This window comes from Streptomyces sp. (assembly GCF_036566765.1).
In the GTDB taxonomy this organism is placed as follows: domain Bacteria; phylum Actinomycetota; class Actinomycetes; order Streptomycetales; family Streptomycetaceae; genus Streptomyces.
The window spans coordinates 1-12,521 of record NZ_DATCVQ010000269.1 but is presented as its reverse complement, the minus strand read 5'-3'; the positions used below and the strand labels follow the sequence as shown (position 1 = coordinate 12,521).

16 protein-coding genes are annotated in these 12,521 nt (G+C 67.0%); 15 read left to right on the top strand and 1 reads right to left on the bottom strand.

Annotated features, from left to right (window positions below; translation table 11 throughout):
- From VIU94_RS15145 to VIU94_RS15095, 11 genes are all read left to right on the top strand, one after another.
- A partial coding sequence (locus tag VIU94_RS15145) for an integrase core domain-containing protein (protein ID WP_331911687.1) occupies positions 1-1,083 on the top strand: 1,083 nt, incomplete at its 5' end.
- 70 nt (positions 1,084-1,153) lie between these two features.
- Positions 1,154-1,297, top strand: a complete 144-nt coding sequence (locus VIU94_RS15140; RefSeq protein ID WP_331911685.1) for a hypothetical protein — start codon at positions 1,154-1,156, stop codon at positions 1,295-1,297.
- Positions 1,298-1,839: 542 nt separating this feature from the next.
- Positions 1,840-2,310: a hypothetical protein gene (locus VIU94_RS15135; RefSeq protein WP_331911683.1), complete on the top strand. Its 471-nt coding sequence runs from the start codon at positions 1,840-1,842 to the stop codon at positions 2,308-2,310.
- Between the two features lie 34 nt (positions 2,311-2,344).
- Positions 2,345-2,794, top strand: coding sequence for a phage terminase small subunit (locus VIU94_RS44940; protein ID WP_524540632.1), 450 nt, complete (start codon positions 2,345-2,347; stop codon positions 2,792-2,794).
- Positions 2,795-2,860: 66 nt separating this feature from the next.
- Positions 2,861-4,459: a terminase large subunit domain-containing protein gene (locus VIU94_RS15125; protein ID WP_331911679.1), complete on the top strand. Its 1,599-nt coding sequence runs from the start codon at positions 2,861-2,863 to the stop codon at positions 4,457-4,459.
- On the top strand, positions 4,456-5,892 hold the full coding sequence (locus VIU94_RS15120) for a phage portal protein (RefSeq protein WP_331911677.1): 1,437 nt from the start codon (positions 4,456-4,458) through the stop codon (positions 5,890-5,892). Before VIU94_RS15125 ends, VIU94_RS15120 begins: the two co-directional genes overlap by 4 nt.
- The gene (locus tag VIU94_RS15115) at positions 5,867-6,640 is read left to right on the top strand and encodes a VG15 protein (protein ID WP_331911675.1); all 774 of its coding nucleotides are present in this window, start codon (positions 5,867-5,869) and stop codon (positions 6,638-6,640) included. Before VIU94_RS15120 ends, VIU94_RS15115 begins: the two co-directional genes overlap by 26 nt.
- An 81-nt stretch (positions 6,641-6,721) precedes the next feature.
- Positions 6,722-7,411, top strand: coding sequence for a hypothetical protein (locus VIU94_RS15110; RefSeq protein ID WP_331911673.1), 690 nt, complete (start codon positions 6,722-6,724; stop codon positions 7,409-7,411).
- Between the two features lie 9 nt (positions 7,412-7,420).
- A complete protein-coding gene (locus tag VIU94_RS15105) occupies positions 7,421-8,377 on the top strand; it encodes a phage major capsid protein (RefSeq protein WP_331911671.1) in 957 nt (318 codons plus the stop codon).
- A complete protein-coding gene (locus VIU94_RS15100; RefSeq protein ID WP_331911669.1) occupies positions 8,377-9,504 on the top strand; it encodes a glycosyltransferase family 4 protein in 1,128 nt (375 codons plus the stop codon). The genes VIU94_RS15105 and VIU94_RS15100 overlap by 1 nt, the downstream gene beginning before the upstream one ends.
- 11 nt (positions 9,505-9,515) lie before the next feature.
- The gene (locus VIU94_RS15095) at positions 9,516-9,911 is read left to right on the top strand and encodes a hypothetical protein (protein ID WP_331911667.1); all 396 of its coding nucleotides are present in this window, start codon (positions 9,516-9,518) and stop codon (positions 9,909-9,911) included.
- 285 nt (positions 9,912-10,196) lie between these two features.
- On the opposite strand, the gene VIU94_RS15090 is transcribed toward VIU94_RS15095, so the two are convergent.
- Positions 10,197-10,793 (bottom strand): PH domain-containing protein, encoded by a 597-nt coding sequence (locus VIU94_RS15090; protein WP_331911665.1) that lies wholly within the window; start codon positions 10,791-10,793, stop codon positions 10,197-10,199.
- 41 nt (positions 10,794-10,834) lie between these two features.
- Between VIU94_RS15090 and VIU94_RS15085 the strand changes: the two genes are divergently transcribed.
- The 4 genes from VIU94_RS15085 (at position 10,835) to VIU94_RS15070 (ending at position 12,503) form a co-directional block, all read left to right on the top strand.
- On the top strand, positions 10,835-11,140 hold the full coding sequence (locus VIU94_RS15085) for an HK97 gp10 family phage protein (protein WP_331911663.1): 306 nt from the start codon (positions 10,835-10,837) through the stop codon (positions 11,138-11,140).
- Entirely contained in the window at positions 11,137-11,514 is a 378-nt protein-coding gene (locus tag VIU94_RS15080; protein WP_331911661.1) for a phage tail termination protein, read from the top strand. The genes VIU94_RS15085 and VIU94_RS15080 overlap by 4 nt, the downstream gene beginning before the upstream one ends.
- Before the next feature lie 81 nt (positions 11,515-11,595).
- The gene (locus tag VIU94_RS15075) at positions 11,596-12,177 is read left to right on the top strand and encodes a phage tail tube protein (protein ID WP_331911659.1); all 582 of its coding nucleotides are present in this window, start codon (positions 11,596-11,598) and stop codon (positions 12,175-12,177) included.
- Positions 12,177-12,503 (top strand): hypothetical protein, encoded by a 327-nt coding sequence (locus VIU94_RS15070; protein WP_331911657.1) that lies wholly within the window; start codon positions 12,177-12,179, stop codon positions 12,501-12,503. The genes VIU94_RS15075 and VIU94_RS15070 overlap by 1 nt, the downstream gene beginning before the upstream one ends.
- Positions 12,504-12,521: the final 18 nt, after the last annotated feature.

The following is a 12,521-nucleotide window of genomic DNA, read 5'->3' as shown; positions in this document are numbered from 1 at the left end:
TTGGGGCTGAACGCCGGCCTGGTCCCGCCGCGAGTCGACGCCTCCGTCAAGGCCGGTCTGCTGGAGCTCGTCGCGCACGCGGCGCGGGAGGGCGGCTGGTCGGCCCGCCGTTCGGCCGCCCTGCTGGGGCTGGACCACGTGCGGGTGCTGCGCTGGCAGGCCCGGGCCGTGGTGGGCCGCCTGGCCGACGCCAAGCCGGGTCCGGAGATCGCGTTGCATGCGCTGTTGCCGTGGGAACGCGAGGCGATTGTGAAGATCGCCGAGGGGTGGCTGGAGATCGACCGCTCGCACCGCAAGCTGGCCCATCGCGGCTCGCGGGTGGAAGCGTTCTACGCCTCGGAATCGACCGTGCTGCGGGTGCTGCAGGCGGCCGGGATCACGATTGCCGAGCGGCCTGCCCGCGAGCGGCGGCCACGCCGGGAGTGGCCTGAGTGGGCCGAGCTGGTGCCGGGTGTGATCACGATCTATGACTTCACGCACTTCCGGGGCGTGCCGTCCTGGTGCGCGATCGCGGTCCTGGACGTGGTCTCGCGCTACTGGCTGGCCACCGTGGTCTCCCCAGAAGAGACCTCCACCCAGGTCGAGGTGGCCTACACGCGGGCCCTTCAGATGCTGGGTAAGGCGCATCTCCTCGATGACGAGGGGTTCGTGGCCGAGCTGCGTGGCGGGCAGGTGCCCGACCATGACGCCTTCCCGGTGCTGCTGGCCGTCTCCGACAACGGGCCGCAGATGACCTCCTCGGCGACCAGGACGTTCATGGCCGGGGCACGGATCGCCCAGCACTTCGGCCGTCCCGGCACGCCCAATGACCAGGCGTGGATCGAGTCGCTGTTCGGGCACGTCAAAGACGAGTTCCCGCACCTGGACAAGATCACCGACCCCGGAGAGCTGGAGGCCGAGCTGGACTCGATCCGGACGTTCTACAACGAGGTCAGGCTGCACGAGGGCCTCGGCTACGTCACCCCCGATGACGAGCACCACGGGCGCGGTGAGGCGATCCGACAGGCCCGCCGTGCCGGGCTGAAGGCCGCTCATGAGGCCCGGGTTGCGACCCGGCGCGAACTACGCCAGGATCCCGTATAACCCCTCTCGCGACTGATAGGTGTTTTCGGCCCTATCTGGTGCATTTTCTCTGACACACCTCGTCGTCAAGGTGATCAACCCTGACGGACAGCCAGGGCTCGCCATCTCAGACAGTGAAGCGCTCGACTGGATAACCCAGTACGGGCTCATCAAGGCAGCAGAGCGCATCATCGACGCACAGCAGTTCCTCGTCGTAGGTGAGGACGATGACTGACTCCCACGTCCTTCACGTCCACACTGCAGGGGATCTCGTAGAGCACGACACGGCCACGTCCGACTGTGACTGTGCGTGTGGACCGACGGTAGTGCCCGAGCTAAGAGAAGACGGGTCGATGGGGTGGCAGATCATCCACCATGCACTCGATGGACGTGCGTGAGACGCAATTGTGACCTCCAGCATGATCAAGATCATGTCACGCAACGTAACGGCAGAATGTCCGATTTGACCTATATGTGGGGACCTACCCCCTATGGGACCAAATCCCGCAGCGGCAGGTATACGCGCCGTGGTTCCGTACGGGTCTGGGGCCTGCGGGCATAACGCTCTGTGACTCCTATCGAAGATCGCAGATCAGTTAATGGCCTGCTCACAGCCTTTATTCGTTACGCCGATCTCGATATCCTGCCTGTGTGGCGACTACAGCGGGGCGTGGGTGCGGGCGATGCGGAGAGCCGTTGCCCGCCGCCGGCCGTGGCCGTATCCCCACGTACTGCTCCACGCGCTGCCGGGTCGCCGCCCACCGAGCCCGTCACCCTGTGCCGAAGGCGATGCGGGACGAAGCGCGGTGGGTGCGTCACTCGAAGAAGAAGGTCCCCTTGCAGGTGTCACGCCGGGTGGCGTCCTCGACAGACCCGGCGACGTGGAACTCGTACGAACGAGTCAAGCAGTCGCCGCGGGTTGGCGCTGGTATCGGGTTCGTCCTGAACGGTGACGGCATCGTCTGCATCGACCTGGACCACTGCATCAGCCGCGGGCGAGTGGCCGGCTGGGCGCAGGCGATCCTTGACCGGTTGCCGCGCACGTACATCGAAGTGTCCGCCTCGGGAACGGGGCTTCACGTCTTCGGCCGAGGCCGTGTGGACTCCGGGCGGCGCATTCGCCGCAGCGATGGGACCGCCGTCGAGGTGTATGGGAACTGGCGCTTCATCTCGATCACTGAGAACCGTTTCGAGCAGGCGCCGTCCGCGCTTGCTGACTTGTCCGAGGTCATCGCTGAACTGACCTGATCTACATCGCACGTCATTGGAGGTGATCCCTCCAATGGCTGGAGTAGGCCCTGCGCCGAAGGACCCCTCGCGGAGGGCGCGACGCAACAAGGATCCACAGCCTCAGACGGTGTTGCGGTTCGAGCGAGCCGAGGCGCCGGATCTCCCGGAAGACATCGACTGGCATCCGCGGACCCTTGCGTGGTGGGAGATGTGGAAGCGGTCGCCTCAGGCTGAGGTGATGATCGAGTCGGACTGGTATTTCCTTCTCGACACCGCGCTCATGCACACCACCATGTGGTCGAAGGGGCAGTGGACGCTCGCGGCCGAGGTCCGGCTGAGGGTGGCCAAGTACGGGGCCACTCCAGAGGACAGGGCCAGGCTCCGTATGCAATTCGCGGACGCGGACGAGAAAGACGCGAACCGCCCGGAGCAGCCGAAGTCGCAGAGCCGGTACGCGAATCTGAGAGTCCTGCCCAGCCGGCAGGCTGACGAGGGCTCGTAGATGCCGTGGCGGGGTCCAAGCTACCCCGGAGAGCTCCCCACGCTCGGCTACATCGTCCTGGATTGGATGAGTACGCACCTGATCGTCCCGGACGGGCCGAGCGCGGGTGAGCCGCTGGAACTCACTGATGAACAGGCCCAGTTCATCCTGAACTTCTACGTCGTCAATCCTGACTTCGCTGGGCCGGCCGTCAAAGGGCGACACTTGGACAACGCCCGCCGTGTGCGCCGGGCCGTGCTGTGCAGGCCGAAGGGCTGGGGGAAATCTCCGATCCTGGCGGCGCTGACCCTAACGGAGGCGCTCGCCCCGGTGGTTCTGGACGGCTGGGACGCCTACGGAGAGCCGGTGGGTCGCGAGTGGACGTCGATGGGGTTCAAGGCGAAGGCTCAGATCGTAGCCGTCAGCGAGGACCAGACGGCGAACACGTGGGACCCGCTGCTGGAGATGGCGCGAAACGGTCCCGTGTACGACGCCTACGAAATCGAGCCGATGGAGTCGTTCGTCAACGTGCCGCGGGGGCGCATCGAGTTCACGACCTCTGCAGCAACCTCCCGCGAGGGCTTCCGCCCCATCTTCGCCGTGATGGACCAGACCGAGTCGTGGACGCCGACGAACGGCGGCAGGAAGCTCGCTTCCACGCTGCGGCGCAACCTGACGAAGGTGAACGCTTCGTCGATCGAAAGCCCGAACGCGTTTATCCCCGGCGAGGACTCGGTGGCGGAGAAGTCGTGGGAGGCATGGCAGAACCAGCAGGCCGGAAAGCTCAAGGGCGACGACGGCATCCTGTACGACCACCGTGAAGCGCCGGCCGACACAGACCCGGAGGATCGCGAGTCTCTACTTGGGGGCTTGGCGGTGGCATACGGCGACTCGGCTGACGTGAATGGCGGCTGGGTGAACCTGGAGCGGGTCCTGCAGGACTACTGGGACCCTGACACGGACCCCGCAGATGCCAGAAGGTTCTTCCTCAACCAGATCACGCACGCGACGGACTCGTGGCTGTCTCAGCCGCAGTGGGCTGCGTGTGTGGATGCGACGAAGGTGGTCGCGGACGGGGAGCGGATCACGCTCGGCTTCGACGGCTCCCGGCATCGCGAACGCGGCGTCACGGACGCGACGGCGCTGATTGGCTGCCGGGTGTCGGACGGTCACCTGTTCGAGGTCGCAGTGTGGGAGCAGCCGGAAGGGCCCGCCGGGAAGGACTGGTGGGTGCCGATCCCGGAAGTCGAGGCTGCGGTCCGGTCGGCCTTCCAGCGCTATCGCGTGGTCGGCTTCTACGCCGACCCTGCCGCGGATTGGCGGTCGTACGTGGCGGACTGGGAGTACACCTACGGCCGGCGGTTGCGGGTGCGGTCCAGCCAAAACCATCCGATCGAGTGGTGGATGAACCGGGTGAACCTGGTGGTGCGGTCACTGGAGCAGCTGCACGCGGCAGTCGTGAACGCCGAGTTGACCCACGATGGGTCGTTTGCGCTTACCCGGCACATGCTCAACGCACGCCGGCGGCCTTCCCGGTCGGGGTTGCAGATCGCGAAAGAGCACCCGACGAGCCGCCGGAAGATCGACGCTGCCATCGCGGCGATGCTGGCATGGCAGGCGCGCCTGGATGCCATCTCCAAGGGTTTAGGGCGCAGAGGACAAGGACGGGCGGTGGTGTTGAAGTGACCGCCACGATTCCCGATCTTCCGCTGCTGACGCTTTCGGACGACGAGACGAGGCTGCTGGGCGCGCTCCGCGGCGAACTGCTGACGTGCCGGTTCGGCCTGGAGTTGCGGGACTGCTACTACAACGGTGAGCAGTTGATCCGCGACCTTGGCATCTCTATCCCGCCCCAGCTCAAGGGCCTGCACACGGTGATCGGGTGGCCGCAGATCGGCGTGGATGCGTTAGAGCAGCGGCTCGACATCGAGACGTGGCGCTATAAGGACGCGCCGGACGATTCCGGGGAACTGGAAGAGATCGCTGAGGCGAACGAACTGGTCGCCGAATCGCAGTTGGCGCACCTGGATTCGCTTATCTACGGCCGGTCGTATGCGGCAGTCGGATCCAGCGAGGACGCGGACATGCCGCCGCTGATTTCGATCGAGTCACCGCTGGACATGACGGTCTTCTATGACGCTCGCGCCCGAGCGGTGACGTCCGGGCTGCGCCTGTACAAGATCGAAGACCAGGACGCGGCGGTCCTGTATCTGCCCGACACGTCGATCCATGTGGTGGCGACGTCCTCGGGGTGGGAGGTCATCGACCGCGACGACCACAACCTCGGGCTGCCGCCGGTGGTGCGGATTTCGAACCGGCAGCGCACGGCGGACAGGATCGGGCGGAGCGAGATCACCAACGCGGTCATGTCCATCACAGACGCGGCCTGCCGGACGTTGATGGGCATGGAGGTCGCCCGCGAGTTCTACGGCGCACCTCAGCGGTACATCCTGGGCGCGTCCGAGTCGGCGTTCCAGGACGCCGAGGGCAACACCAAGAGTGCGTGGGAGGCCTACCTGGGCCGGGTGCTGGCCCTGGAGCGTGACGAGGACGGCGACGTGCCCACGGTCGGCCAGTTCGCCGCCTACGACCCGTCCGTGTATACGCGGATGATCGACATGTATGCGCGGATCATGGCCACCCAGTTGGGCCTGCCGCCGCACTACCTCGGCTACACGACCGACAATCCCGCCTCCGCGGACGCGATCCGCTCGACCGAGGCGCAACTCGTCAAGCGGGCTGAGCGCAAGCAGACGCTGTTCAACACGCCCTGGTCGAACGTCTACCGTCTCGCTCTGCTGATCAAGACGGGCGAACTGCCGGATCGGTCCCGTCGAATCGAAACGGTGTGGCGCAACCCGGCCACGCCCACCATGGCCGCACAGACCGATGCCGCGACGAAGCTCGTCCAGACGGGCATCCTGCCCGCGGACTCCGACGTCACCCTGGAGATGGTCGGCCTGACCGAAGGGCAGCGGCAGCGCGTCCACGCCGACCGCCGGCGAGCGCAAGGCCGGCAGGCACTGACCGACCTCGGCAACGAACTGACGGCGCGACGCGCCCGTGACCGCACCGCCGAGCCGGAGATCAACGATGACGCAGCAGTCGCGGGCCGCTGACCACCAGGCTGCCCAGCGGGCCCTGTCGGCGCGTCTTGCCGAACAACTCGGCCCGCTTTGGGACCTGATCCGGCTGGGCGCGTTCGCCACCTCGATCCCTTTATGGATCGAGGCGGTGAAGGAGCTGCTGGAAACGTTCGCCCGCATGTCTGGGACGCTCGCCGCGGATTACTACTCCGAAGAGCGCGACATCGCCCGCGTCCGCGGCGTGTTCGTGCCCGTGCCGGCCCAGATTCCGGATGGGAAGGCGGACGCGTCGCTCAGGTGGGCCACCAAGGACCTGTGGATCCCCGAAGCCGACGGCCCACCACCGATCGGCGAGCGACTTGCCGCAGCCGAACAGAGGGCCGAGGGTGCCGCACAGAAGATCATCGCAGACGTGGGACGGGACACCGTTGTCGAAGCGCTCAACGATGACGACGAGGCGCTCGGCTGGGCTCGGGTGACGGGCCCGGGCGCGTGCGCATTCTGCAGTCTCATGGTGAGCCGCGGGCCGGTCTACCACACAGAACAGACAGCGGGCCGAGCCGCCGATAGCCGGTTCACGGGCGAAGGCCGCTACAAGTTCCACAACAACTGCGACTGCACAGTAGCCCCCATCTTTGCAGGTCAGGAGTGGGACCCTCCCGAGTACGTGCAGGAGTGGGACCGGCTCTACATACAGTCCACGGCTGGCGTCTACGGCACCAAGGGCAAGCTCGCCGCCTGGCGTAAAGCCTTCGAGGGCCGCAGCGAAGAGACCAGATAGGGCCCCCCTTCAAGCTTCCGAAAGGCCCCCATCGTGGGGCCTTTCGGTGTTCCGGCCCCGCCTCTGCGGGGTGATCACCCCATGGCCGCAGCCGCGACGGCGGGCCGCAACCGAGAGGCCGCGATGGCTGACGACACCACCACCGAGCAGACCGCCACCACCGACGACATCACGTCCGAAGAGGAGACGGCCGACGCCGATGCCACGCAGGTGTCCGCGACGGACACCATTCGCGATGACAGCGACGGGACCAAGCTCGGTGCCCCCGGTAAGGCTGCACTAGACCAGGAGCGCAAAGCGCGGCGCGACGCCGAACGAGCCAAGCGCGAAGCCGACAAGGCTCGGCGAGACCTGGAGAAGCAGCTTCAGGAATACCTCGACAGAGACAAGAGCGACACCGAGAAGGCCGTCGCGAGGGCCGAGAGCGCCGAACAGCGCATCGAGGCCCTCCTCCAGCGGGCGGTTCGCGCCGAAGTGCGCGCACTGGCCGTCGAGAAGTTCGAGGACCCCGAGGATGCGATCACGTATCTGCGTGAAAAGTTCGGCGGCTACTCCGACGACGGAGACATTGACGCCGACCGGATCAAAGCCGACTTGGCCGATCTGCTGGAACGCAAGCCGCACCTCGCGAAGAAGCCGGCCGAACCGGATAAGCGCCGCCCGCCCGCGCCCGACAAGACGCAGGCGTCCAGCGCAAACAAGCAACGTTCGTCAAGCCCCGCGGACGAGTTCGCGGGGTTTCTTAATGCGCGGCTTCGCAGCCGCAAATAAGGAGCCACCATGGTCGCCACTGAGCCGATCCTGCTCAGCGATCTCAACGATGCCCTGCTGCCTCGCACTCTGACGGGGCCGATCTTCGAAAAGTCCGTCGAGCAGTCGGCGATCATGTCGCTGGCGCGCCGCGCGCCGCTCGCGATCGACGCCACCACCAGCATCCCGATCCCGATGGACGTGCCCACCGCTGACTGGGTCGGCCAGGGCGCCCGCAAGCCGCTCTCTTCGGGCGGCATCGACGTCAAGCAGATGACCGCGAAGAAGCTCGCCGTCCTGATCCCGGTCGCGGAAGAGGTCGTCAACACCAACGCGGCCGGCCTGTGGACGCAGCTCCAGAACGATCTGCCCACCGCCTTCAGCCGTGCGTTCGACTACGCCGCCATCCACGGCAAGACCATGAAGGGCGCCTCCGGCCCGTTCTCCGACTACCTGATCGAGACCACCAAGTGGCAGGAACTCGGCACCGCCACCCAGCAGAACGGTGGCGTCTACGCCGACCTGGTGGGCGGCATGAAGGAGGTCGTTGACGACGACTGGGACTTCACCGGTTTCGCCGCCGACCCGCGCCTGAAGCCGGAGCTTCTGCTGGCCACCGACGCCAACGGGCGCCCCATCTTCGTGGACACGACCACGCCGGGCACCAACGCCGCGTCTGCGGGAACGCTGATCGGCGAGTCGCTCGCCTACTCCCGGGCAGTGTCGGGCAAGCACCGCCGCCAGTCCACCTCCACCGACTCCGGCCTGCGGGCGATCGGTGGCGACTGGTCGCAGGCCGCCTACGGCGTCGGCATGGACATCACCGTCCGCGTCTCGGCCGAGGCCACCTACGTGGATGAGGAGGGCGGCGTCCACTCCGCTTTCCAGGAGAACCTGGTTCTCCTGCTGGCGGAGGCCTACTACGGCTTCGTCGTGGGCGACGTCGAGGCGTTCGTGAAGTACACCACGAACGGCTACATCAGCTGATGCCGCCACGTCGCAGGACGGCGGAGGGCGATCCTCCGCCGAAGCGGACCCGGCAGGCCAGGCCTGCGAAACCGGCCGCCGGGCAGGGTGAGCCGGCGGCCGGCCCGCCCGCCCGGACATTCCTCGAAGGAAAGGCCGACAACCCGAAGCGGATCATCGTCCGCATCCATTCGGCTCCTCCGCACCACAACGCCGGCGGAGAGTGGGCGCTGTTCTCGATGCTTCGCCCCCTCGCTCAGCGCGGACACAACGTGCAGGTGTGGCTGTCTCGCTACGGCAAGGCGCGCGACCCGTACCACGTGGACGGAATCATGGTGATCCCGCTGGCGGCGCGGCTCGACTTCGGGTCCGCGGTCCGCCACGCCGACGTGGTGATCAGCCAGTACGAGAATGTGCCTGCGGCCGGTGCACTGGCCCGCGGGTACGGGATTCCATTCGTCGTCGTAGCCCACAACCCAGCGCCGGTCATCTTCAAGAACATCGCCGCGGGGTCCACGGCGATGGTCGTCTACAACAGCCTGCACCTGCAGGCCGAAGCCGAGGCGCTGTTCGCGGAGCGGCCGAAGTGGCTTAAGCCGGCACAGGAGATGGTGGTAAGGCCTCCGGTGTACGCCGACGACTACGCCACAACCCCCGGCGACCTGATCACAATGGTCAACCTCAACCGGGAGAAGGGTGCGGATGCGTTCTGGAAGTTGGCCGCGCGCATGCCCGAACACCGGTTCCTCGCCGTCGAGGGCGCCTACGGCCACCAGATCGTCAAGGACCTTCCCAACGTCGAGGTGATCGGTCAGGTTCCCGGCGACCAGATGCGCGAGCAGGTGTACGCCCGCACGCGCGTCCTGCTGGTGCCGTCCCATGCGGAGTCGTGGGGCCGCGTCGGCGTTGAGGCGCTGGCGAGCGGCATTCCCGTGGTCGCGACACCAACGCCAGGCCTGGCGGAAAGCCTCGCCGATGCGGGCATCTTCTGCGAGGCGGGCGATCTCGACGCGTGGGAGGCGTCCCTGCGGGCGCTCGACGACCCCGCGGAATGGTCGGTGGCGTCGGAGCGGGCCATCCAGCGATCCAAAGACCTGAATCCGTCCGATGATCTCGCCGCGTGGGTTGAGGCGATCGAAGCCCTGTAGGGAGGCCGATCGTGGTCAACGCAGTCGATCTGGCCCTATACCTGGATTTGGCCGAAGTCAACGAGTGCCGGGCGAACCTGCTGATCGAGCAGGCGACCAGCCTCGCCGAGTCCGTCGTCAAGCCGCTACCGGACGGCGCGTCCGCGGTGGTGCTGGCGATGGCGGGCAGGGCGTACGCCAACCCGCAGGGCGTCTCCTCGGAGACGGTAGGCCCGTACACGGTGGCCCGCCCTCAAGCGGGCCTGTACATGACCAAGGCGGAGACTGCGGCGCTGAAACGGCTCGGCGGGCGAGGCGGGGCCTTCACCGTCGACCCGACACCTGCAGAGGCGACGCCGGCGCCGACCTGGCCGTGGGACATGGACGGCGACGGCTGGCCCGAGTCGCGCATGTGGCAGGACGTCTGATGCCCGCCCCGTACCCGCTCGGAGAGACGGTCGTCTTCCTGCGCCGGACCGAGACCGGGCGCGACGGTCACGGCAACCCCGTCTGGTCCATCACCGAACATCCTGCGGAGGGGTGCGCGGTGTGGCCAACCGGCTCGACTGAGCAGGTGCAGGGCCAGGATCAGACGAGTGAACGCTTGACCGTACTGGCCCCGTACGGGACGCGCATCCTGTCCACCGACCAGGTCAAGGTGTACGGCCTCGTATACGAGGTGGTCGGCCTGCCGTCGGCGTGGCGATCTCCTCTTACCGGCACTCGGGCGGGAGTGGAGGTGCGTCTTGAGCGCGTCCAGGGCTAGTCGCCCACCCGTTCGACGGCCCTAGCAGCCGGGCCTTCGCCGCCTCGAACTCGGCGTGGGTTAGCGCGCCCTGCTGGACGAGGCCCCACAGCCTGGTCAATTCGTCAACAAGGCCGAGCCCCTGCTGCGGCGATTGGGGCGCCGTGGCCTGCGTTGCAGGCATCGCCTGCCGGTTGCGAATCGCGTCAGCGATCCGCGCCCCATCGACCTTCGCGATCTGCTTGATCTCCGCTTTGTTGCCGGAGGCGAACACCGCGAGGGTGCCCTGCACCAGGCCAGAGTTCCACTGTACGGACGACAGTTTGTCCAGCGGGAAGTCTTCGGTCGCCCTTCCGGTCCAGCCTTCTCGGATGAACAGCAGGCGGCGACTGGTGAGGGCGACGAGCCCGAGGCCGCCGCCGTAGAAGCCCCCGGCTAGATGGTGGACGGTCTCGTCGTCCCACAGGTGACCGGCGAGTCGCCGGATCTCGCGCCGCGCCCCGAACTTGCTGTCCATGCGGTCGGCGGCGGCCTGAACGTCTGGCCTTAACTGCTCGTCTGCCACGCCCGTCTCCCTCGTTGATCCGCGTCCCCGAGGAGGTCACTGTGGCACGTCGCGCCACGTTCCGCACCAACTACAAGGGCGTGGGCAAGATCTTGGCCTCCACGAGGATGCAGGACCAGATGGAGGACCGGGCCAAACGTCTGCAGGCCGTTTGCGAAGCCGGCGCCCCTGAGGACACCGGCACGTACCGGCGGAGTTTCCGCGTGGAGACCGGCGTCAGACAGGGCAAAAGCCCTCGCGCACAATCCAAGCTGATCAACGACGCCCGTCACGCCACGCTCGTTGAGTGGGGCTCCGCCCGGACGCCCCGCTACCGGGTGATGGGCCGAGCGGCAGGTTCCGCGTGATCGACATCGAGGCGACGCTGATCGCCTTCCTGGAAGCGAACCTAGAGGACGTACGGGCGTCCACTGAAACACCGTCCGACCTTGACGACCGGCTGCCATGGCTACAGGTGGTCCGCATCGGCGGCCCCTACGACGGATACCGCCGAGACCAGCCCGTCGTGGACATCGCAGCCTTCGCCGAAACGGGAACCGCCGCATCCGGCCTCGCCCGCGACGTGCAACTGCTGCTGCACAACCAACTATGGGGTGCAGTCGCCGGCGGCGCCGTGTTCTCCGAGGTGGAGACCCGAGTCGGACCCCACCAGGTGCCCTATGACAACCCGGGACTGCGCCGCTACGAGGCGACCTATCGGCTTGTAGTCCATCCGGCCTGACACCCACTTCTCTTCTCAGCCCTGGAGCCGACCGGCCCAGGGCTTTTGCATGCCCGGCCCAGCGAGATCTAGGAGCTCAAAATGGCCACCATTATCCGTGCCGCGGACCTCGCGCTCGTCGGATCCAACGGAGGCTGCTGGGTGGCGCCGCTCGGCACCGCCCAGCCCACCGACCCGGAGGAGACGCCGAGCGGGCTGTGGCTCCCCATCGGCGCCATCTCTGAGGACGGCCTGACCAACGGTGTGGATGAGGACTCGGAGTCCTTCACGCCGTGGGGCCTGTCCAGTCCGTTCCGGACGGTCGTCACCTCCTCGGTGCGCACCTTCAGCTTCACGGCGTGGGAGACGAACCGCCCGATCGTGAAGTCGCTCCAGTACAAGATCGATGTGGCGGATCTGGTGCCCACCGAGGGAGTGACGACGTTCGCCGAGTCGGCGGTGTCGGCTCCTGACCGCCGCTCGTGGATTTTCGACGTGTACGACGGCACCGTCTGGGAGCGCTTCTATGTCCCCGAAGGGGAGATCACGGAGCGCAACGAGGTCACGTACGCGCAGGGCGAGATGGCCGGCTACGAGTGGACGATCTCCACCTATCCGGACGACGCCGGCAACCTCGTCTACCACTCGTTCATGGCCCCCGAAGTGGATGAGGTCACCTCCTGATGGCAACCCCTAAGAAGGTCATCACCGAGGCTGGCAAGCCTGTCTCCCACTTCAGTCTGCGCCAGCACAAGCGGGAGGCGACCCAGGAGCCATTCGTCTTCGACGTGGACGGCGAATACTTCACCATGCAGCCGCCGGCGAACGCCGACTGGCAGGTCACCTCCGACCTGTCCACCGGCGAGAGCAGCCTGCGCGACTTCGTACGCGAGCTGCTGGGCGACGACTACGAGCGGTTCTGCAAGCTCGACGGCGTCTCCTCCGACGACATCAACGCCCTGATCGAGGCTGCCACCAAGCACTACCAGGGGGCCGGCCGGGGGGAATAGTCGGCCTCGCCCGGCTGC